At 67.5% G+C, this 20,074-nt stretch carries 20 protein-coding genes; 11 read left to right on the top strand and 9 right to left on the bottom strand.

Annotated elements, in window-relative coordinates:
• Nucleotides 1–110 precede the first annotated feature (110 nt).
• From ACO056_RS15655 to ACO056_RS15625, 7 genes are all read left to right on the top strand, one after another.
• Complete coding sequence (locus ACO056_RS15655) at nucleotides 111–2,417, top strand: prolyl oligopeptidase family serine peptidase (protein WP_421848380.1); 2,307 nt, start codon at nucleotides 111–113, stop codon at nucleotides 2,415–2,417.
• 110 nt (nucleotides 2,418–2,527) lie between these two features.
• Nucleotides 2,528–2,851, top strand: a complete 324-nt coding sequence (locus ACO056_RS15650; RefSeq protein ID WP_421848378.1) for a DUF1476 domain-containing protein — start codon at nucleotides 2,528–2,530, stop codon at nucleotides 2,849–2,851.
• Nucleotides 2,851–3,084 carry a BolA/IbaG family iron-sulfur metabolism protein gene (locus ACO056_RS15645; RefSeq protein WP_421848376.1) on the top strand — a complete coding sequence of 78 codons (234 nt, stop codon included), beginning with the start codon at nucleotides 2,851–2,853 and terminating at the stop codon, nucleotides 3,082–3,084. Before ACO056_RS15650 ends, ACO056_RS15645 begins: the two co-directional genes overlap by 1 nt.
• Before the next feature lie 51 nt (nucleotides 3,085–3,135).
• Nucleotides 3,136–3,459, top strand: a complete 324-nt coding sequence (gene grxD, locus ACO056_RS15640; protein ID WP_421848374.1) for a Grx4 family monothiol glutaredoxin — start codon at nucleotides 3,136–3,138, stop codon at nucleotides 3,457–3,459.
• Nucleotides 3,460–3,882: 423 nt separating this feature from the next.
• On the top strand, nucleotides 3,883–4,701 hold the full coding sequence (locus tag ACO056_RS15635; protein WP_421848372.1) for an NUDIX hydrolase: 819 nt from the start codon (nucleotides 3,883–3,885) through the stop codon (nucleotides 4,699–4,701).
• 134 nt (nucleotides 4,702–4,835) lie between these two features.
• Entirely contained in the window at nucleotides 4,836–5,141 is a 306-nt protein-coding gene (locus tag ACO056_RS15630) for a hypothetical protein (RefSeq protein WP_421848370.1), read from the top strand.
• 142 nt (nucleotides 5,142–5,283) lie between these two features.
• A complete protein-coding gene (locus tag ACO056_RS15625; protein ID WP_421848368.1) occupies nucleotides 5,284–6,057 on the top strand; it encodes a sugar transferase in 774 nt (257 codons plus the stop codon).
• Here ACO056_RS15625 and ACO056_RS15620 read toward each other — a convergent pair.
• Nucleotides 5,970–7,280: a glycosyltransferase family 4 protein gene (locus tag ACO056_RS15620; RefSeq protein WP_421848366.1), complete on the bottom strand. Its 1,311-nt coding sequence runs from the start codon at nucleotides 7,278–7,280 to the stop codon at nucleotides 5,970–5,972. The two genes, ACO056_RS15625 and ACO056_RS15620, sit on opposite strands and share 88 nt — an antisense overlap.
• Nucleotides 7,281–7,458: 178 nt before the next feature.
• Here ACO056_RS15620 and ACO056_RS15615 point away from each other — a divergent pair, with 178 nt between their 5' ends.
• The 4 genes from ACO056_RS15615 to ACO056_RS15600 all read left to right on the top strand — a co-directional run bounded on the left by ACO056_RS15615 (nucleotide 7,459) and on the right by ACO056_RS15600 (nucleotide 11,513).
• On the top strand, nucleotides 7,459–8,328 hold the full coding sequence (locus tag ACO056_RS15615; protein ID WP_421848364.1) for a glycosyltransferase family 2 protein: 870 nt from the start codon (nucleotides 7,459–7,461) through the stop codon (nucleotides 8,326–8,328).
• A gap of 5 nt (nucleotides 8,329–8,333) precedes the next feature.
• Nucleotides 8,334–9,407: a glycosyltransferase family 4 protein gene (locus ACO056_RS15610; RefSeq protein WP_421848362.1), complete on the top strand. Its 1,074-nt coding sequence runs from the start codon at nucleotides 8,334–8,336 to the stop codon at nucleotides 9,405–9,407.
• Nucleotides 9,404–10,867, top strand: a complete 1,464-nt coding sequence (locus ACO056_RS15605) for an oligosaccharide flippase family protein (protein WP_421848360.1) — start codon at nucleotides 9,404–9,406, stop codon at nucleotides 10,865–10,867. Before ACO056_RS15610 ends, ACO056_RS15605 begins: the two co-directional genes overlap by 4 nt.
• A gap of 70 nt (nucleotides 10,868–10,937) precedes the next feature.
• On the top strand, nucleotides 10,938–11,513 hold the full coding sequence (locus ACO056_RS15600; RefSeq protein ID WP_421848358.1) for a twin-arginine translocation pathway signal protein: 576 nt from the start codon (nucleotides 10,938–10,940) through the stop codon (nucleotides 11,511–11,513).
• Here the strand turns inward: ACO056_RS15600 and ACO056_RS15595 are convergent.
• The 8 genes from ACO056_RS15595 to ACO056_RS15560 form a co-directional block, all read right to left on the bottom strand.
• Nucleotides 11,510–12,739, bottom strand: a complete 1,230-nt coding sequence (locus tag ACO056_RS15595; protein ID WP_421848356.1) for a chloride channel protein — start codon at nucleotides 12,737–12,739, stop codon at nucleotides 11,510–11,512. The genes ACO056_RS15600 and ACO056_RS15595 overlap by 4 nt on opposite strands.
• 129 nt (nucleotides 12,740–12,868) lie before the next feature.
• Entirely contained in the window at nucleotides 12,869–13,270 is a 402-nt protein-coding gene (locus tag ACO056_RS15590; RefSeq protein ID WP_421848354.1) for an OsmC family protein, read from the bottom strand.
• Nucleotides 13,271–13,552: 282 nt separating this feature from the next.
• A complete protein-coding gene (locus tag ACO056_RS15585; RefSeq protein WP_421855539.1) occupies nucleotides 13,553–13,936 on the bottom strand; it encodes a type IIL restriction-modification enzyme MmeI in 384 nt (127 codons plus the stop codon).
• Between the two features lie 51 nt (nucleotides 13,937–13,987).
• Nucleotides 13,988–14,134, bottom strand: coding sequence for a hypothetical protein (locus ACO056_RS15580; protein ID WP_421848352.1), 147 nt, complete (start codon nucleotides 14,132–14,134; stop codon nucleotides 13,988–13,990).
• 251 nt (nucleotides 14,135–14,385) lie between these two features.
• Nucleotides 14,386–15,933 (bottom strand): hypothetical protein, encoded by a 1,548-nt coding sequence (locus ACO056_RS15575; RefSeq protein ID WP_421848350.1) that lies wholly within the window; start codon nucleotides 15,931–15,933, stop codon nucleotides 14,386–14,388.
• 40 nt (nucleotides 15,934–15,973) lie between these two features.
• Entirely contained in the window at nucleotides 15,974–16,528 is a 555-nt protein-coding gene (locus ACO056_RS15570; protein WP_421848348.1) for an acyltransferase, read from the bottom strand.
• The gene (locus tag ACO056_RS15565) at nucleotides 16,525–17,562 is read right to left on the bottom strand and encodes a glycosyltransferase (protein ID WP_421855536.1); all 1,038 of its coding nucleotides are present in this window, start codon (nucleotides 17,560–17,562) and stop codon (nucleotides 16,525–16,527) included. Before ACO056_RS15565 ends, ACO056_RS15570 begins: the two co-directional genes overlap by 4 nt.
• 280 nt (nucleotides 17,563–17,842) lie before the next feature.
• Complete coding sequence (locus tag ACO056_RS15560) at nucleotides 17,843–20,011, bottom strand: GumC family protein (protein ID WP_421848346.1); 2,169 nt, start codon at nucleotides 20,009–20,011, stop codon at nucleotides 17,843–17,845.
• Nucleotides 20,012–20,074 lie beyond the last annotated feature (63 nt).

The raw sequence follows: 20,074 nt of genomic DNA, 5'->3' as shown, positions 1-20,074 counted from the left end.
ACCGGCTCGGCAGAACGCCCCTAAATCCCTGCCAATCCCTTGCGCTCCGCTAAGCGCAATTTCGCTCTCGCCCACGCCCCCCGGTGGTGCTAACCTGTTCCCAGAAAAGCATGAAAATCGCGGGAAGGATCAAAAGGGCGGTTCTGGTTCTGGCACTCCTGTTGCCGGCGCCGGGGGCCATAGCCCGTGAGGAGGCCGAGGCGCTGGCTGCGCCGGTTCGCGGCCCCTCCACCTATACCGGCAGCGATGGCGTGCAGCCCTCCGCCACCGAGCGCAGCCCGGAGCGCGCCTGGGACAAGGCCGGCATCACCGCTTTCTCGGCTCCGCGCTATCCGCCGACGCGCCGCGATTCGCTGATCGAGCACCAGTTCGGCGAGGATCTTGCCGATCCCTATCGCTGGCTAGAGGCAGATGTGCGCTCGAGCCCCGAAGTGGCGGCCTGGGTCGCGCAGCAGAACGCCGCGAGTTCGGCCTATCTCGCCCAGCTTCCGGGCCGTGACGCGCTGCGCGAGAAGATCCGCAGCCTTTTCGCCTACGAACGCTTCAGCCTGCCGCGCAAGGCGGGCACTCGCTATTTCTACACGCGCAACAGCGGTCTCCAGAACCAGGCCGTGCTGCAAGTGCGCGAAGGCCTCGATGGCGAGGGCCGCGTGCTCGTCGATCCCAACACGTGGGACAAGGCGGCCGGTGGAGGCCTGCGCACGCTCGACGCCTGGGTTCCCTCGCCGGATGGCCATCTGCTCGCGCTCACCCAGCAGCGCGATGGCAGCGATTGGCGCACGGTCCGCGTTGTCGATGTGAACACGGGCAAGCTGCTCGAGGACCGGCTCGAATGGGCGAACGACACCGGGATCGGCTGGGTCGGCGATGCCGGCTTCCTCTACGCGCGCTATCCAGAGCCGCCAGCGGGTGAGACTTACAGCGCGCCGGTGTTCGACAAGGCGATCTGGTTTCACCGCGTCGGCACGCCGCAAAGCGCCGATGTGCGGGTCTTCGCCACGCCCGCGCATCGCGATTGGAACCACCGCGTCTCGGTTTCGTCCGATGGCCGCTGGGCGGTGGTCATTTCCTCCGCCAGCACGCTCCCGCGCCGCACGGTGCAGGTCATCCCGCTCCCGCGCGGCAAATTCGCCAATGCGGCGCAAGACTGGACCGCGCTTGCCGTCGCGCCCGAGATGACTGATGACTGGAAGTTCGTCGAAGGCGTCGGCGATCACTTGTGGTTCATCACCAATGCCGGTGCGCCGCACTACCGCCTCGTCCGTGTCGATCTCGATCGGAGCGGGAAGGGCGGCTTCACGGTGAACACCGTGATCGGCGAGGCGGCCGATACGCTCGATGCCGGGCGCATCGTCGGCGATCGGATGATCCTGTCCTATCTCCAGCAAGGCGCGAGCTATGCGGTCGTCACCGATCTCAAAGGGCGTCCGAAGCGGGCGATCACGGTGGGCGCAATCGGCGCGGCGAGCGGCTTCGGCGGCCGTCCCGGCGATCCGGAGACGTTCTACCAGTTCTCCAGCTTCAACCAGCCGCCCGCGATCTTCCGGCTCGATACGCGTACCGGCACCGCCACGCCGTTCGCCGTCCCGCAACTGCCGTTCGATCCGGCCGACTACATCGTCGAGCAGCGCAGCTTCCCCTCGAAGGACGGGACGAAAGTGCCGATGTACGTCGTGCGCAAGCGCAGCCTTGCCGCTTCGGGCCGTGCTGCGCCAACGCTGCTCTATGGCTACGGCGGCTTCGACGTGGCGCTCACTCCCGGCTATTCGGCGGTGCGCATGGCCTGGCTCGAGGCCGGCGGTGTCTTTGCGCTGGCCAATATCCGGGGCGGCGGCGAGTTTGGCCGCGCGTGGTACGATGCCGGCCGCCTTGCCAACAAGCAGAACAGCTTCGACGATTTTATCGCGGCAGGCGAATACCTCATCAACCAGGGCATCGCGGCAAAGGGCGGACTGGCCATTCAGGGCGGCTCCAACGGCGGCATGCTCGTCGCTGCGGTCATCAACCAGCGCCCCGATCTCTTCGCAGCCGCCAATCCTGATGTCGGCGTGATGGACATGCTGCGGTTTGACCGGTTTACGTCCGGCCGCTTCTGGGTCGATGACTACGGCAGCCCCTCGCGCGAGGCGGACTGGCGGGTGCTGCGTGCCTATTCGCCCTATCACAACATCCGCGCCCGCGCCGATTACCCCGCGATCCTTGTCACCACCGCCGATACCGATGATCGCGTCGTGCCCGCGCACAGCTTCAAGTACGTTGCCGCGCTGCAGGCAGCCGATCTCGGCGCCCGCCCGCATCTGCTGCGGGTCGAGGCGCAGGCCGGCCACGGCTCCGGCAAGCCGGTCGACAAGGTCATCGCCAGCGGAGCGGACGTACTCGCCTTCCTTGCCAAATGGACGGGCCTGCCGATCGAATAGATCGCTGTTTTCGCACGGCGCGCCCTTGCAGCCGCTCGCCGGGGCCACTATCCCTCGCAAGTGAAGCAGCCTGCCGCCAAGGCCGGTATGAGCCATAGGAAAGACCTGACATGACTACGTTCGAGGACCGCGAACGCGCCGAAGAGGCCAAGTTTGCCCATGATGAGGAAACCCTTTTCCGCATCCAGGCTCGCCGCAACAAGCTTCTCGGCCACTGGGCAGCAGTCCGCATGGGCCTCGATGCTGCCGAGACGGAGGCTTATGCCCGCTCGGTCGTCCAGGCCGAGTTCGAGGAAGCGGGCGATGAGGATGTCGTGCGCAAGCTGCTCGGCGACCTGACCCTCGCCAAAGTCGATGTGGACGAGGCCGAGATCCGCGCCGCGCTCGCCGAACATGCGATCGAGGCACGCCGCCAGATCACGGGCGAAGCCTGATGCCGATGCCCGCAGCCGAGATCGAAGCGCTGATCCGCGCCGCGATTCCCGATGCAGACGTCACGATCACCGATCTTGCCGGCGATGGCGATCACTATGCCGCCCATGTTGTAGCACCCTCGTTTGCCGGTCTCAGCCGCGTAGCACGGCACAAGGCCGTCTATGGTGCGCTGGGTGAGCGCATGGGCGGTGTGCTCCACGCCTTGCAAGTGACCACCGGCGTCCCCACCTGAACGTCAAGCCAGTTCGCGCTGCTACCTGCCACGAAAGACCCGGAAGAGCCCATGTCTACCAACGAACGCATCGCTGAAATCGTCGGCACCAACGACGTCGTCCTGTTCATGAAGGGCACCCCGCTGTTTCCGCAGTGCGGATTCTCGAGCAAGGCGATCGCCATCCTCGATCACCTCGGCGTGGAATATGCCTCGGTCGATGTGCTGCAGGACATGGAAATCCGCCAGGGCATCAAGTCCTTCTCCGATTGGCCGACGATCCCGCAGCTCTACGTGAAGGGCGAATTCGTCGGTGGTTCGGACATCATGATGGAAATGTATCAGGCGGGTGAGCTTCACCAGCTCATGGTTGACGCAAAGGTCGTTCAGGCCTGATTCGCCTCGCCTGATCCCTTCTTCCTGACGCAAACAAAAACGCGGCTCCGCCACAAGCGGGGCCGCGTTTTGCGTTTCAGGAGCCGGATGAGGAGAGGGGGGCCGTCCGGCCCCGCGCGCGGGTGGGGGGTGGAGCCGCGCGCGGGGCTTGTCAGGCGGTGGGGCCTGGAGAGGCGGAACCGGGAGACCGGGGGGAACGGTTCCGCCTCTGGGAAGACATTCTCAGGACAACAGGTACTATGCAGGGGGCGTGCCAAACACGAAAATGTCCCAAAAAATCGATGATCCTGCCGCAAGGGCACCGTATCGCAGGCAGAGGGATGTAAAGTCTGCCGACAGGGGCCTGTCACTTTGGAGAAGAAGCCCGGCAAAGGCAGGCCGTAGCGCTTGGCAAGTACCGTTACCCTGTAGCATGGTCTGCCAATGGACGAACTCGACGATATGGGCGAACACGCGGACGCTGCCCCCGCTACCCCGGCCGCCACGCTTGTGGTGTTCCGTCACGCACCCGCCACCGGGCCGGCCAGCGGCCCGCCAGAGATCTTGATGGTCGAACGTTCGGGCAGCCTTGCCTTCGCGGGCGGGGCCACGGTGTTCCCCGGCGGCAAGGTCGATCCCGCCGATCACGAACTCGCCGAAGCGTTCATGGCCCGCAGCGGCCTCGCGCTCGATCCCGCTGATGCCGCCGGGCGGATCACTGCCGTGCGCGAAACGCTGGAGGAAACCGGGCTTGCGGTCGGTCTCGTCGGCGCAGTCGATGCGGAACGTGCTGCCGCCGCCCGCCGCCTGCTGCTCGATACCGGGCGGCTTGCCGATGTGCTCGAAGCCTTCGACTGGGAGCTTGATTTCGATGCACTCGTGCCGTTCGCCCGGTGGTGGCCACGGCACCGCAACATGCGCGTGTTCGATACCCGGTTCTATCTCGCGAACCTCGGCACCGGCGCGGTGGAAGTCACTGCCGATACGACCGAGAATCGCCACTTGTTCTGGGCCAGCGCTGCCGAAGCGCTGCGCCTTGCCGATGAGAAGTCGATCAAGATCATCTTCCCCACCCGCCGAAATCTCGAACGACTGGCGCAGTTCAGCCATTTCGATGCCGCGCGGGAACACGCGCTGGCCACGCCGATCGTCACCGTCACCCCGCGGATCGAACTGCGCGATGGCGAGCGCTGGCTCGTGATTCCCTCCGATGCGGGCTACCCGGTCGATGGCGAACTGCTCTCGCAGGCAGACCGCGCCTAGACTGCTCCGAGATGGAGGCGATTGTGCAGTGCGGCAAATTTTTCGTTGCGGTGCATATACTTAAGTAAAACTACATAGATTCGCACAAGCCTCGCTTCACCCCGCGCCGCTAGTCTGGCGCGCGGAGGTACTTCATGCCCGCTGCCCAGCCGCGCCCCGAAAGCGCCGTTTCCGCCACCCCGGCGGTGCCGCCCGGCGCCGCACCGGGAGCCCGTCCTGCGCCCGCGTCCGCTTCGGCGGCAGCCAGACTTGCCGATGAACTGGCGGTTCCTGCGCCTTCGCCCGTGCACCAACTCCAGGCCGAACTGGCTCAACTGACCGCTCCGCCAGACCCGGACGCAGAGCAGCTTTACCCCGGCTGGTTCCGCCTTGCCTTCCCGCTGGTCAGCTCTGCGCTGCTCTGGGCGGCGATCCTGTGGGGTGCCAGCCACCTCCTCTGAAGGCCTTCACGTCAAGCACTTTGCGGCCTCCTTATCCAACCGTCCCGGGGGCATCCTCGCCTGACCGGCGCCGCGCCGCACTGCATCAAGACGTCACTGCCGCCTAATTTCTGGCGTGCGGGCCTCGAAGGAGACCTGAGCAGTGAACAGCCTCATGCCAGCCCAGGCGAAAACCTGGGCACCCGAATCTGCCATATCCGCGTTCGCTCCCGCTACGCGTCCTGCACCACCTGCGCGCGTGCTCGTGGCGGTGCCACTCCCGGCGCATCCGCCACTGCCGCCGCGCCTGGCTGCGCCGCCTACGCGCCATGCGAGCGCTATCCGCGCGCTCGATATCGTCGTTGCGGCAACCGCGCTCACGTTGCTTGTGCCGGTGCTGCTCGCCGTGGCGCTGGCGATCAAGCTGCTTGATCCCGGCCCGCTCCTGTTCGCCCACAAGCGGCTGGGGCAGGGCGGTCAGTCGTTCCGCTGCCTCAAGTTCCGTTCGATGACGGTTGATGCCGATGTGCGCCTCGCTCGCCTGCTGGAGAGCGATCCCGCCGCGCGGGCTGAATGGGCCGAAGCCCAGAAGCTGCGCTGCGATCCGCGCATCACGCCCATCGGCCGCTTCCTGCGCCGAAGCTGCCTTGATGAGCTGCCACAACTCGTCAACGTCCTGCGCGGAGAAATGAGCCTCGTCGGCCCCCGGCCCATCGTTGCGGCGGAAGCAGCGCGCTATGGCCGCCACTTCCCGGTCTATTGCAGCCTCAAGCCCGGCATCACCGGGCTATGGCAGGTCAAGCGGCAGGACCAGACGAGCTACCGCCGCCGCGTCGCGTTCGATCTGGCTTATGCCCGCTCGCGCTCGTTCGCGCTCAACCTTGTCATCCTCGTGCTCACCATTCCCTCGGTGCTGCGCGGGCAGGGCGCTTGCTGAGCCACTTGCGCGATTCCCCCTGAAGCCTTGCCCGCCGGTTCGCTTGCAGCGCTCCGGCGGGCATTTTCATGGATCTCGCCCAGCGTGCGGCCCAACACGGATTCCAGCACGAGCGCAGCCTGATCGCGCCAGGTCCAGTGCGCGGCATGGAGGCGGCTTTTCGCGGCGAGCGGCGCCGGATCGGCCAGCACGCGCCGCACCGCCCCCACCATATCCTCCACATCGTGCGGATCGCAGTAGACCGCGGCCGATCCGCAGCGTTCGGTCATCGCGGGAATGGCCGAAACCACCACCGGACAGCCGAAGTGCATCGCCTCGATCGGCGGCAGCGGGCTCGCTTCATAGAACGAGGGGAACAGCAGGCACCCCGCATCGCGGTAGAGCCGCCCCAGCGCGTCAAGCTCGGTCACCGGCCCGGTAAAGCGGACCAGATGCGCGACGTCGGCGGGGATTTCCCCGGCGATCGGCGAGAGAATGTCACTGCCGCCGCCCACAATCAGCGTCCGCACCCCGTCCTCGCGCGCCAGCCGCACCGCGACGGCAAGCACGCCGTGGATATTCTTGCGGCGGGACAGCGACCCGACAAAGAGCATGTAGCCCGGCGCAGGTGCCTCGCCGCCCGCCTGCGTGCCGCGGGGTTCCGCTACGCTCGCGCTCCAACCGCCGTTCTGTGCCACGTGGATGCGTCCGCGCGCCTCGGGCCGCAGCGCTGCAAGCATCGCCTTTTCCCGTTCTGAAACGGTGAGGATGGTCTTCGCCCGGCGCAGCAGCGAGGGCAGCATGAAGCGGTGCCCCAGCCGGTAATGCAGTCGGTAGGCCCCGGGGAACTGGCGGTAAGAGAGATCGTGGATCATCACTGTCACGCCTTGCCGCGCGTGCAGCGAGGCAAACGGCGCGGTATTGCCAAGGCACAGCAGGTGCCCGCCGCGTATCCGGCCCGGCAGCACCAGCTGTTCCCAGGCGTGTCCGCCCAGATGCTTGCCGACCAGACCGCTCCACCGGCTCGCCGCGCGCTCTACCGCAGTCGCGCGCAGCGCCAGATCATCAAGCTGCGCTTCGGGTTCGCACACCAGCCGTAGCGATACCGGGAGGGCCTCCTCCGCCACAAGCCGGTCAAGCGCGCGGGTCAATTCGCGCGCGACGCGCTGCACGCCCGTTACCGGTTGCATCAGAAAACGACCGTTGATGACGATTTCGGAGTGGCTCGAAATTGGCTGGTTCATGCGCACGCGCCCGTTGTCCTGCTGTGGATATGCCGCCTGTTCTATCCCGCGCGCGGGCCTTGCGCGCCCGCTAACGGGTCGGGTTCGGAGACAACCTTAGTGGGCGGGGCGGGGTGCGGCGGATAAACCGGTGTGGCCACTCGGGAAAGAGCGGCGAAAGCGTCGGGGGCACTGGTCCATGCTGCGTATCCATATCGTCATTGCCACCGTCGGTCGGCCCGCCTTGCTGCGCGAAACGGTCGATCTCATCGCACGGCAAACGCGGCGGCACGATGGCGTGCTGATCGTCGCCCCCGCACGGGAAGATTTCGGAACTGCGGGTGAAAGCGTCGTCCGTCCCGAAATCGTGCTTTCACCCAAAGGTCTGTGCCGCCAGCGCAACCGCGCGCTCGATGTGCTGCAGGGCCGGGCCGATGTTGTCCTGTTTCTCGACGATGATTTCGTCATGGCGCCAGACTATTGCGCCGCCATAGAAATGCTGTTTGCCTCCGATCCGGGGATAGCTGGAATTACCGGCAATCTTGTCGCGGATGGCGTGCGCCACGGCGGCTTCACCGCTGATGAGGCGCTGGCGCTGATTGACCGCGATGCGCCGATGCTCGATCCGGCAGTCATCCCGCGTGAGGCGCTTTATGGCTGCAACATGGCGCTGCGCATGGCGCACATGCGCGGCCTGCGCTTTGATGAAGCGTTGCCGCTCTATGGCTGGCAGGAGGATATCGATCTCACCATGCAGCTTGCCCGGCGCGGGCGGCTGATCTCCAGTGGCCTTGTCACCGGCGTCCATCTCGGCGTGCGCGGTGGGCGCACATCGGGGCGGCGGCTCGGCTATTCGCAAGTTGCCAACATCGTTTACTTGCTGCGCAAGGGCACGATCCCGCGATGGCTCGCCAAGCGTCTGTTCTGGCGCAACCTCGCGGCAAACCTGGTGCGCGCGCCGTTCCCCGAACCGCATATCGATCGCGCCGGCCGCCTCGCCGGAAACCTGCGCGCCCTCGCGGACCTCGCGCTCGGGCGGATCGATCCGCGCAAGATTGAGCGAATGTGAGGGGCATGCGCCGCGTTGTCTTCAACGGCAAGTTCCGGGCTGGAGGGCTGAACGGCGTCCACCGCGTCGCCGCGCGTCTGATCGCCGAAGTGGATGATCTTCTCGCGACCGCGCCTGCGCCCGATGATCCGCCTTGCGCGCTAATCGTGCCCAAGGGCTGCGCCGAAGGGCTGCGCCTCGCCGCGATCCAGCTGATCGAGGATGATCACCCCGCCTCGCAAGGCTGGGAACAGCTGCGTCTGCCCCGGCTCGCGGCGGGCGGGCTTCTCGTCAATCTTGCCAATCTCGCGCCTGTCGCACACCGCCCCAAGCTGACGATGCTGCATGATGCCCAGTTCCTCCGGGCGGACAGCTCCTACCCTTGGCGACAGCGCCTTGGCTACCGCCTGCTCACTCCGCTCATGGCCCGTTCCAGCGCGCGGGTTCTCACCGTCTCGGCCTTTTCGGCGGACGAACTTGCGCGCGGCGGCGTCACTGGCGCGGCGAGGGCGCAGGTGCTCCACAACGGCGCCGACCATATCCTCGAAGTTGCACCTGATCCCGCCGCCCTCGCCCGGCTTGGCCTCGCCCCCCGCAGCTACGCGCTGATGTTCGGCAGCCCGAAGTCCTACAAGAACTGCGCCGTGGTCTTCGCCGCCTTTGCGGATGGCGCGCTCGCCCCCTTGCGCCTTGTCGTCGTCGGGCCTCCGCGCGCCGCACTCGAAGCGGCTGGCCTTGTCCCGCCGCCAGATGCTGTCTTCGCCGGTCTTTGTGACGATGCTGTCCTGCGCGCCCTTTATGAAGGGGCAGCGGCCCTGCTGTTCCCCTCACGCACCGAAGGCTTCGGCCTTCCCCCGGTAGAGGCAATGCTCTGCGGCTGCCCGGTCATCGCCGCCCCCTGCGGCGCGGTCCCCGAAGTTTGCGGCGATGCCGCGCTCTACGCTGATCCTGACGATCCCGCCGCCTGGCGCGCAGCGCTCACCCATCTCCCACGTGAGACGCTCGTCACCGCCGGCCGGAAGCACGCCGCGCGCTACACCTGGGCGCGCGCGGGCCGCGATCTGCTCGCCGCCCTGCGCGATCTGGCCTGCACGTCGTGAAAGCGCGGATCGCCCGCTTCGCCCGCGCCGGGGGCGGCACCGCGGTCATCGCCATGGCCGCGCGGGTCAGCGGCCAATTTGCCATGGTCGCGGTCACGCTCGTCGCCACTCGCCACCTCGCCCCCGCCGATTTCGGGGTTTTCGCCATCGCCGGCGCGCTGGTCATGCTCGCGCGGACGATGCTCTATACGGGCCCGTTCGAATATCTGCTCAAGCTTCCCTGCGAGGCATCGCAGCCGCAAGGCGCGGGCGCCTGTCTTGCCGCTACGGTGGTCGTCGCGCTGGGCTGGATCGCGCTGCTCACCGCGCTCGGGCTCGCCGCGCCCTTCGTGTTCCGCGGCGGCGGCGTTGCGCCCGTAATCCTCGCGCTCGCCCCCTCGGTCCTGCTCGGCGCGCTGGCGGCCTTTGCGGAATCGCTCATGCTCCGCAGCGGAGCCGTCCGCCGCTACTACGCGATCACCGTTCTTGCCGAACTTGGCGCCGGCCTTGTCGCGATCGCCCTGCTGGTGGCGGGTTGGGGGCTCTGGGCGCTCGTCCTGCAGATCTACGCGCGCACCTTGCTGATGGCGCTGGCCCTTGGCGCGCTTGGCCCGCCGCTCGCCCTTGCCGCGCCGCCGCGCGCGCTTGTGGCCACGGTGCTGCGCTGGTCGGCCAGCCGCTTCGGCTCGGTCCTTGTCAGCTTCCTCGCCAACTACAGCGGCGATCTCGTGCTTGGCATGGCCTTCTCCCCCGCCGCCTCCGGGCTTTACCGCGCGGCCAACCGCATGGTCACCGCGCTGGCAGACATGTTCGTCCAGCCCGCCGGCATGCTCGCGCTCACCACGCTCGCCGCCGACCGCGCCCGGGGGGAGGGGGAGGGCCGCCCCGGCGCATGGCCCCGCCTCGCGGCGCTGTTCGCCGTGCTCGGCTGGCCCGCGCTGGCGCTGCTGGCGCTTTTCGCGCACCGCGTGGTTCCTCTCGCGCTGGGTCCGGCCTGGGCTGCGGCGTCCCCCGTTGTCGCGGTGTTCTGCATCGCGCGCATGGCCGCGCTGGTTACGGCGGTTGCCACGGCAGAACTGATCGTGACGGACCGGCAGGGCAGGGTGCTCGGCATTCAAACCCTCGCTGCCGCGTCCACCGCCGGGCTCACCGTGCTTGCCGCCCCCTATGGCGCATTCGGCGCTGCACTTGTCGCTACGCTCGTCGCCGTGCTCGCCGCTGCGGTGCTGGCGCTTACTGCACTGGAACGCCGGGATCGTCCCGCACTTGCCGAAGCCGCCCGCCTCGTCATCTTTCCGCTCGTCGGAGCGTTCGGCGCTGGCCTTGCGGCAGACCACGCGTTTGGCACTTCGGCTCCGGTTGTCGCGCTCGCTTTGCCGCTGGCCTGTGCCGCTGCCGGCTGGTTGCTCGCCGCCTGGCCGGTCATCCCCGCGCTGCGCCGTGCCGCCGCCTTGCTCGCGGAAAGCCCGCGGCCGGCCTGACCGCAAATCCTGCTTGCCCTTGTCGCCACCGCGTGGAACCTTCGCACCTGCAAAAAGGGGACCGCCACCGATGAAGCGCATCACATTCGCCGCAGCCCTGCTGCTCGCCGCCATGCCCTGCGCTGCCATCGCGGCTGAGCCAACAGCCCCCGCGCTTGTCGCCCCCGCTTTCGCTGTGCCCACCAGCGCCGAAGGCCCTGGTTTCGTGCTCAGGCCGCTTGGCCCTGATCTCGTGAAGATCGATTTCGTAGCCTACATGTCCTCGGTCGAGCATCTCCAGCAGACTTTCACACGCAGCACGGAATGGCCCCACGCTGGCATCAGCGATGCTGACGCCCTGCTTGATATGCAGGCTGAGGCGGGCCGCTTCGCGCGCCGCGAAAGCTTCGCCTATTCGGTCCTCACGCCTGACGGCAAGCGCGAGCGCGGTTGCATCTACGTCGCGCCGAGCCCGGTTGCCGGATACGATGCGGTCGTGCGCATATGGGTCACCAAGGCCGAATACGACGCGGGCTTCGACAAGGCGCTCGAAGCCTGGGCCCATACGTGGATCGCTGCCAAGTGGCCGTTCAAGAACGTCGCCTGGCCCGGCCGCGATATCCCGTGGGCAACCTGGGATGCGCTGACCGCGAAGAAGGGCGCCTAGCCGCGCTCGCGCCGCGGCGGAGCAAACTGCCGCGCCAGCGCATGATAGAGCTTTTGCGGGCAGACCATGCCGCTCACCTGATCCGCAATCAGCGCGGTCGCGAACAGGGGCAGGATCATGGAGCGGTCTGCGGTCATTTCCGAAACGATGATCACCGCCGTAAGCGGAGCGCGGACCACGCCCGCGAAATAGCCGATCAGCCCCAGCAGCACGATCGCCCCGGCTTCGTCACGCGGGAAAACCACCGCCAGCAACTGGCCGAGGCCCGCCCCCACGGAGAGCGTCGGGGCAAAGATGCCGCCGGGCGCGCCGCTGATCGCCGTTGCCAGCGTGGCGACAAAGCGAGCGGGGCCAAACAGCAAGGGATAGGCCTCGCCCCCCAACAGGCGGCGGGTCGCGTCATAGCCGGTGCCCCAGGTCAGTCCGCCGGTCGCGATGCCGATGACCGCCACCGCAAGGCCGCACGCAAAGGCCCAGCCGACCGGCCGCGCGCGGATCGCGACGAAGAGCCTGCGTCTTGACCAGCTCATCGCGATCAGAACCTTGGAAAAGAGGCCGCCGCACACTCCGCCGAACACGCCTGCCAGCGGCGCTGCGATCAGCATCGCGCGCAGCGGCAGTTGCTGCGACATCGCGCCGAAATAGACATAATCGCCCGCCACGCCGAGGCTGATGAGGCCCGAGACCATCACCGTCACCATGACCAGCGCGGCCACGCGTTGTTCGAAGGCCGAAGCGAGCTCCTCGATGGCGAAGGCGACGCCGGCCAGCGGCGTATTGAAGGCCGCCGCCACACCCGCTGCACCGCCTGCGATCACCACGCCTGAGGTTACCGGTACCCGCATCCAGCGGTGCACCCCCGCCATGATCGCGGCGCTGATCTGCACAGTCGGCCCTTCGCGGCCCGCTGGCGCGCCGGCCAGCAGCATCACCAGCGTGAAGACAAACTTCGCCGCCGCCACAGGTAGGGCAATCAGCCGCACCGACGAAGCCGCCTCCGGTGCCCGGCCCGCTGCCATGACTTGCGGAATGCCTGAACCCTTCGCTTCTGGCCACTGCGCCCGGGTCAGCCCCACCACCCCGGCAAACGTCAGCGGGGTCACGATCAGGGGCGACCACCACACCGCGCCCACCAGCAGGTGAAATGCCCGCTGCACCTGCTCACCTGCGGCTGCAAACGCGATGGCCACGAGGCTCAGCAACGTGGCGCCCAGCAGCGCAGCCATCCGGGTACGTGCGCGCGGTCCAGTCACCGGGTGCAGAAATCGATCAAGCTTTCGCGGTCTCATCCCCCGCGCCATGGCGGGATCATCACGAATTGCAAGGATTTCACGTCCGAAAGGTAAGTCCTGACCCTAGAGCTCAACCAGTACCGTATCGATTTCGGTCTTCACCTCGCTCATCAGCTTGTGCACCGGGCACTTCTTCGCCGCCGCCAGCAGCGCATCACGCTCCTCGCGCGATAGGTCGCCGGTGAGCATCAGAGCGGTGCGCAGGCGGTAGACGCCGCTGCGTTCGTCCGTATCGTCACGCGTCACCACCACTTCGATATCCTCCAGCGCCATGCCCTTGCGCTGGGCCAGCCACAGCACGGTCAGCGCCTTGCACGCCCCCAGTGCCGCGTCGTAGATTTCATGCGGATCAGGCCCCTCATTGTCCGCACCCGCCGCCGGCGTCATGTCGGTCACGAACTCATGCCCGCGCACGGTAATCCGGTGCGGGGTGCCTGATATATCGATGCGAGTAACCGTGATCATGATGCCTCCTGCCGGATCGCTGCCGGGGCCAATCGAGCACCGGGCCGAGCGCGGGTCAAGCCGGGCCCTGCTGTCCCGAAATGGGAGCAAGTTGACACAGTTGACACTGTCCTGAGGAATAATTGCAATCGATCAGTAGCGCAGTTTTGATCGACTGGGGCGATCAAGAGGCGGCGAGTGAGTTCCTTCAACGCGTTCATTTGGCTTGATCCGGAGAAGCTGGCGTGGACGCGCAATGTCGCAGCTTCTGGCGATGTAGGAAAGCGCGGGCGGGAGGCTGACCTAGCCCGCCCTGGCGGCGCCGAAGCGGAACAGCGCCTGCACGTCCGGTTCGGCAAAGCGGTGCAGTTCGAAGCGGTAGGAATGCTGATCAGGGAACTGGCCATAGCCGCGCCCGTTACCCGACCAATCGAAGTAGAGCTCAAACGAGCGGCCGACATCGCAGACGATCAGGAATGGCGGCCACGGGTGATTGCCGGGCAGGTTTACCGCATATCGCTTGGCCTGCGCCAAGGCATCGCGCATGAACTTGTCGTACCGCGCGCCGGACGGCGAAGCGGGCGCGGTTTCAGCAATATCGAACAACTGGGCCTGTTGGCGATTGGCCTCGGGCAGCTTTGATTGCTTCGCTTCAAGGATGAAGCAGCCGCGCTTGTAGACGTCGATCGCCCCCGTGTTGCCACCTGCGCCGTAGCCGGGGACAGGGCCTTCGAACTGCTAGGTGCCAAGCACGCCGCTGGCCGCTGGTTCGGGAACCGGCAGATCAAGCGCGCCGCACATGTCATTGATGAACTGCGCGTAGTTGGCGCGTTCCGCGCCGCCTTTGACCCCAAGCCATTTGGTAATGAATGCCGTTACTTCCATGAGATGCCGTGGCTCCCCATGGGGGAATGACTAGCGTGCGGGCCTCGCAAGGCAAGGCCGGAGTTTACGGCGAGGAACGCCCGCAGCAAGGTTGGGGGGATGCAAGGGCGATGGCCCTTGCCCGCCGGAGGCTCCTTTGGCGGATGCTGCGGGGTGATTGAAGGCGGTTACCCCTCCGACCCGCCTGCGGCGGGCCACCTCCCCATTTGTGCTTTGCAAAAATGGGGAGGGCAAGCAGCGCTTGCCGCCGGTCACGCCAGTTCGAGCGCGCTGTCGAGCACGAGGGGACCGGGCAGGACGAAGCCGCGCGGGGTTGGCGTGCTGGTGAGCAGGAAGGGCGCGGGCGCGGCGTTGGCGGTGATGGGGGCTCTGCCGAGCGGGATGGGTGCAGGCGCGGCGCGCGATGCCAGCTGCTGTCGGCGCAGGCCTAGTGCGGCGCCGGCCATCATGGCAAAGTCCGTCCCCGGATCGCAGGTGGGCGATGCGATCGATGCCATGGCCAGCCCCATGAGCATCGCCCAGCTGCAGGCCGCCGCTGTCGAGAGTGCCTTGTCCGGCACTGGCGTCCAGGTCGATTGGCGCAGCGGGCTGAACGCGGTGAGGATATGGGCCATCAGCGTTATTGCGCCGATCACGCCGGTGCAGCCGAGCACGGCCGTCGCCAGGCTCGAGGAGCGGAAACTGCCGGGGCCGATGCCGATGCCGCCGCTCGTCACGAAGGCTTCGATCCCCTGCCACGCCCAGAAACGGCGTTGCACAGCGGACAGTGTCTCGCTCTTTTCGACCGTCATGTGGCGGATCATGTCAGCAAAGGCATCGGCAAAGCTGGGCTGCCAGATCATCACCGCGCAGCCGGCGGCCACCAGCGTGACGAGCGCTCCGGCGATCCACAAGGCCCGGTCTGCCGGGAGCGCGCCGGGGAACAGCAGCGAACGGATGGCGATGACCACGGCATATGTCGGCAGGCCCGCATAGGCGGTGCTCGACGTGCTGAGCGCCAGTGCGGCGCCCAGCAGGGCTGCTGCCGGACCCGTCCAGCGCGGATCGATCCGCCTGAGCCAGCATTCGAAGGAAAACACGAAGAGCAACAGGCCGTAGTTCGCGAAGGTCGACGCTTCGGGCAGCAGGCCCGTCATCCGCACGAAGCCCATGTAGGATTGGTCCAGCTGCGCGTAGGCGGCGTTGCGGAACACCGAGAGGATCACCTCAGCAGGGGTGCCCCGGATGACCACCGAAGCGAAGCCGGTGAGTGCATGGGTCATCCCGACCACCGCCAGGGTGCGCACCAGCACCGCGCGCCCGCGCTCCCGTCCGCAGGCGACGAAGCTGGCGATGCCGGCGAGCATGGTGCCCAGGAGGTAGACCGCGGTCGTCAGGTTCTGCGGGGTGAACACCAGCGGCCGCACCGCGTAGACATACGCGAAAGTGGAGACATAGCGCGCTTCGACGCGGCCGCGCAGGGGCGTCACCTCAATCTGCCCCGCAAACAGCCGCGGCGCGATGAAGGCGATGGCGACGCCGTAGACCACGAAGGCGATCAGCCAGCCATTGGCCCGCAGCGCACGGCCCACCGCGGCCATTTGCCCGGCGCCCGGCACCAGCAGGCGCATGGCGACGAACACCAGCGCGAACTGCACCGGCGGGATCGAGGAATTGCCCAGCACCGGGAGCAGGATTGCCGCGGACCCGCCGAACATCGCCGATACGAGCGCGAAGGCAAACATCGCCTCAACCGATCCCGCAACGAACAGGCCAAGCCCGATCAGCACTTGCGCCGCGCCGATGAAAGTCAGTTCCATGGCCGCGCCTTTCCTGCCGCCTGATGCCGAAGTGCGATGGTCATGGCCGCACGAACCCTTCTCCCGCGCGCACCGGCTTGACGAACACGGCGGGATTGCCCCGCCACACTTCGCGCGGCGGGACATCGGAAAACACCACCGAGCCGGCTGCGATCACCGCGTGATCACCGATGCTGACCCCGGGCAGCACGGTCACCCCGCGGCCCAGCCAGACATTCCGGCCCAGCTTCACCGGCGCGACGCGCACGCCCTGGCCTTCGTGCACCGGATGGTGGTTCGTATCGGCCAGCACGCAGCGCGGGCCGATGCGGCAATGATCGCCGATGCGCACCCAATGATGGCAGACGATCTCGACCCCGGCGTTGAGAAAGGCGCGCGCGCCGATCTCCAGCAGGGCGCCAGGCCCTACCTCAACCGCGACGGGCGCGCCATGGCAGCTCCAGTTGACGCCATCCGCAATGCTGATGCGCCCGCGCCCTTCGATGCGCGGCAGCCCGCTATGGACGAAGAAGCGCTTGCCCGGCCGTCCGCCGCGCAGGCGCAGGCGCAGCACGGTGAGCAGGGTGCGCAGGCGGTTGAGCGGCTGGAGCTTCATGCCAGCGCCTCCAGCACGCCTGCATCGAAGCGTTCGGGCGCGAAATCGCGGGCGCGGGATGTGGCCTCCGCCGGGTCGAAATGCGGCAGCCATTGCTCCAGTTCGCGTACGGCTTCGACCAGCGCTTCGGTGGTCTGCTGGGCAAAGAACAGGCCGGTGCGCCCCTCCACCACGCTGTCGCGCACGCCGCCGCGGCCATAGGCCACCACCGGGCGGCCCGAGGCCATGACTTCGACCGGCACGATCCCGAAGTCTTCCTCAGCGGTGAACACCAGCGCGCGGCAGCGGGCATAGGCGCGGCGCAACGCGTTGAAGTCGAGCCGCGGGATCATCCGGATCGTCGGCCCTGCGCGCTTCTTCAGCATGGCCGCCTGCGGCCCGTCTCCCACCACCGTCAGCGGCAGGCCGAGCGCATTGAACGCGTCAATCGCAAGGTCCGCGCGCTTGTAGGGCACGAGCTGGCCGACCCAGAGATAGCCCGGCTCCACTTCGTCCGACGGCGCAAACAAAGCAGGATCTACCGGCGGGTGCACTACGGCGGCCTCGCGCCGCCAGGCCTTGGCAATGCGCTCGCGGATGAAGGTCGAGTTGGCTAGCACGCGGTCGACCCGCGCTGCGGAATTCGTGTCCCACTGGCGCAGCCCGTGGCACAGCAGCGGCATGACCGCGCGCCGCAGCCAGCCGGCTTCAGCGCGGTAATCGTGGTAGTGATCCCACAAGTACCGCATCGGCGAATGGACGTAGCACATGTGCAGCGCATCGGGCGCGGGGATGACGCCCTTGGCCGGGCCGCTTTCACTCGAGATCACAAGATCATAGCCGCGCAGATCGAGCTCTTCGAGCGCCATCGGCATGAGCGGCAGATAGGCCTGATAGTGCTTCCGCGCGCCCGGCAGGTTCTGGATGAAGCTGGTGCGGACCGTACGCTCCCGGATCGCGGCGGACATTGCCGAGGGATCGTAGACATGCGTGAAGATATCAGCCTGGGGGAACAGCTGCAGCAGCCGTTCGAGCACGCGCTCCCCGCCGCGCATCGTCACCAGCCAGTAGTGGATGATCGCGACCCGCTTGAACCGTGCGCGCGGATCGGCCGGGAGTGCGGCGCCGGGGTGGATGAGCCTCGGCCGCAGTGCCGCATCCGCGCGCGGCGCGGGCAGGGTCAGCCCGGCGGGCGCGGCGGCGGAGATCACCTTAGAAGCGCCGTGGGCGGGATCTGCTGCGCCTTGCAGGAGGAACGGGAGCAGCGGAGCGCCTTCGCTGCTTGCGAGGGGGGCCGGGTGCACGGGTCCGAGCCCGGGTGAGGGTGCCGCCGCCTCAGGCATAGTAGCGCTTGTACGAATGGTAGAACGCATCGTCGCCATAGCCGAACCGGGCCTGCTTGCGCATGTCGACGCGGGTCAGCGCGACACCTGCCAGCTGCACCCTGTCATCGGGCAGCAATCGCAAGGCGGAACGCAGCGCCGCCTCGGGCGTCTTGCGCCAGCGCACCACAAAGACCGAGGCATCGGCCTTGCGCAGCATCAGCCGCGCGTCTGCAATCGGCAGCACCGGCGCGGTATCGATGATGATCGCATCGAACATCTCGCGCGCGGTTGCCAGCATGCGGTCCATCTCGTCGCCGGTGAGCAGTTCGGGCGCCTTGTCACTGCCTTCGGTGAGGGGAAGGATGTTGAGGCCCGTTGCCGGGTCCACTACCAGTGCGGCTTCCAGCGGCGCGTTGCCGCACAGCACGTCCATCAGCCCGGGCCGCCCGGCATCGCCGCGCAGAAACCGGCTGACGCCCTGCCGCCGCAAGTCTCCATCAATCAGCAGCACGCGGTCGCCCGAGAGCGCCATCGATCGCGCGAGACAGATCGACGTTGTCGTCTTGCCTTCATCTGGCAGCGCGGAGGTCAGCGCGATGATCCGCGCCTGCGCGGTGTTCATCGCGATCGAAGCGCGCAGCGAGCGGAAGCTTTCGGCAAAGGCCGAGCGCGGATCCTCGAGCAGCGCCGCCATTGGCACTTTCTCCTCACCCCGCCAGACCGAGCCCAGCGTGGGGATCGAGCCAAGATAGCGCACTCCCAGCCGCTGCTCGATGTCATCGCCCGTTGTCAGCCCGCTGAAGGACATTTCCGCTGCAAAGGCACCCGCGACGCCCAGCCCGAGCCCGAGCGCGACCGACAGCACCAGGTTGAGCACGACATTGGGGCTCGTCGGCCGCAGCGGAACCGAGGCGGGGTGCAGCAGATCGGCATCGGCCTGCTCGGTCCCCTCGCGCGCGGTGAGTTCCTTGAAGCGGTTGAGGTAGCTTTCATAAAGCGCGTTCGACGTTTCGGCGCGCTTTTCGAGATCCTGCAGCCCGACCATCGCAGCGTTGTTCTGCTCCAGCGTGCCGCGCGATTGCTGAAGCGATCCGGTGAGCGAGGCCAGCCGCTGCTGCGAGACGCGCGCGCGTGCTTCAAGGCTGGAAATCACCCGCTGTGTCTCGTCGGCGATGCGCGCGTCGATCGCGCCGAGCGCAGCCTTTGCGCGCAGCACATCGGGGTGCCGCGGGCCATAGCGCGCGGTGAGCGAGGCAAGGTCCGTCGATGCCGTGGCCTGCTGTGCGCGCAGCGAGCCGATCGCGGGCGAGGCGGCGACTTCGCCCACGCCGCCCGCGCTGGTGCCCAGCGCCAATTGACGCCGCGCTGCATCGAGCCGCGCGCCGTCCTCGCTCGCTTCGGCCCGCGCAGTGGTCACGGCCTGATTGTAGCTCGAGATTTCCTGCTCGGTCAGCGTACCCATCGTGGTCGAGAGCAGGTTGTTGGCGATGCGGTAGCGCTGCACTGCCGCCGTATCGGCCAGGGCCTGCTGGCGCAGCTGCTCCAGCCGCTCGGCGATCGTCGTCGTTGTCGCCTTTGCGGTCTGCCGCTTCGCCTCCAGCGCGCCGGCGGTATATTGCTGCGCAAAGGTGTTGGCCACCCGTGTCGCCAGCGCAGGATCCGTATCCTCGAACGTGATCGCGATGCCGTACGTCGAGCCGATGCGAGTGGCCACCACGCCCTTGCGCAGCCAGGCCAGCGCTGCAGCCTGCCCGCCCGCCGCGCTCTTCACGAAGCGTTCCTGACGGGCAAGGCCGAGGCTTTCTGCCACGGCGGCGAGATTGGCTTCCGAGGTGACCACCGCGACTTGCGTATCGACAAAGCCCTCGCTCGGGATCGCGGCTTGCTGCGGGCCGTCGCTCGCGCTGGTCGGCGCGACGGTCTGCAGCCGGCTGTTGAGCGTTACCTCGGCGCGCGCTGTATAGGTGCGCGGCTGGAGCGCGGTGAGCACCAGCCCCCCGCCGAGCACGGCCAGAAAGACCGCCAGGAATACACCCAGGCGGCGGCGGAACACTGCGAAGAGCAGCCTCAGGTCCACCCGGTCCGCTGCCGGGGGAGGAACTCGTGGCTCGAATGCGAGCGCGGATGCCATTCCGGGCACGCCCCCGGCATTGCGGTAGAGGCCGACTGCGGTGTTCACCCCTGTTCTCCTTGGTCGAAGAGCCCGCCGCCGGCCAAAAATGCCAGTGGGGAACCCATTTGG

The organism is Novosphingobium sp., assembly GCF_965228995.1.
GTDB lineage: Bacteria > Pseudomonadota > Alphaproteobacteria > Sphingomonadales > Sphingomonadaceae > Novosphingobium.
Note: the sequence above shows the minus strand (reverse complement) of the source record. Positions and strands in the feature narration are given on the sequence as shown.

Excerpts from the sequence above, each read along its gene's own strand:
- ACO056_RS15655 (WP_421848380.1), top strand. The coding sequence starts at position 111 with ATGAAAATCGCGGGAAGGATCAAAAGGGCGGTTCTGGTTCTGGCACTC.
- ACO056_RS15650 (WP_421848378.1), top strand. The coding sequence starts at position 2,528 with ATGACTACGTTCGAGGACCGCGAACGCGCCGAAGAGGCCAAGTTTGCC.
- ACO056_RS15645 (WP_421848376.1), top strand. The coding sequence starts at position 2,851 with ATGCCGATGCCCGCAGCCGAGATCGAAGCGCTGATCCGCGCCGCGATT.
- grxD (WP_421848374.1), top strand. The coding sequence starts at position 3,136 with ATGTCTACCAACGAACGCATCGCTGAAATCGTCGGCACCAACGACGTC.
- ACO056_RS15635 (WP_421848372.1), top strand. The coding sequence starts at position 3,883 with ATGGACGAACTCGACGATATGGGCGAACACGCGGACGCTGCCCCCGCT.
- ACO056_RS15630 (WP_421848370.1), top strand. The coding sequence starts at position 4,836 with ATGCCCGCTGCCCAGCCGCGCCCCGAAAGCGCCGTTTCCGCCACCCCG.
- ACO056_RS15620 (WP_421848366.1), bottom strand. The coding sequence starts at position 7,280 with ATGAACCAGCCAATTTCGAGCCACTCCGAAATCGTCATCAACGGTCGT.
- ACO056_RS15615 (WP_421848364.1), top strand. The coding sequence starts at position 7,459 with ATGCTGCGTATCCATATCGTCATTGCCACCGTCGGTCGGCCCGCCTTG.
- ACO056_RS15610 (WP_421848362.1), top strand. The coding sequence starts at position 8,334 with ATGCGCCGCGTTGTCTTCAACGGCAAGTTCCGGGCTGGAGGGCTGAAC.
- ACO056_RS15600 (WP_421848358.1), top strand. The coding sequence starts at position 10,938 with ATGAAGCGCATCACATTCGCCGCAGCCCTGCTGCTCGCCGCCATGCCC.
- ACO056_RS15595 (WP_421848356.1), bottom strand. The coding sequence starts at position 12,739 with ATGGCTGCGCTGCTGGGCGCCACGTTGCTGAGCCTCGTGGCCATCGCG.
- ACO056_RS15590 (WP_421848354.1), bottom strand. The coding sequence starts at position 13,270 with ATGATCACGGTTACTCGCATCGATATATCAGGCACCCCGCACCGGATT.
- ACO056_RS15580 (WP_421848352.1), bottom strand. The coding sequence starts at position 14,134 with ATGGAAGTAACGGCATTCATTACCAAATGGCTTGGGGTCAAAGGCGGC.
- ACO056_RS15575 (WP_421848350.1), bottom strand. The coding sequence starts at position 15,933 with ATGGAACTGACTTTCATCGGCGCGGCGCAAGTGCTGATCGGGCTTGGC.
- ACO056_RS15570 (WP_421848348.1), bottom strand. The coding sequence starts at position 16,528 with ATGAAGCTCCAGCCGCTCAACCGCCTGCGCACCCTGCTCACCGTGCTG.
- ACO056_RS15565 (WP_421855536.1), bottom strand. The coding sequence starts at position 17,562 with ATGCGCGGCGGGGAGCGCGTGCTCGAACGGCTGCTGCAGCTGTTCCCC.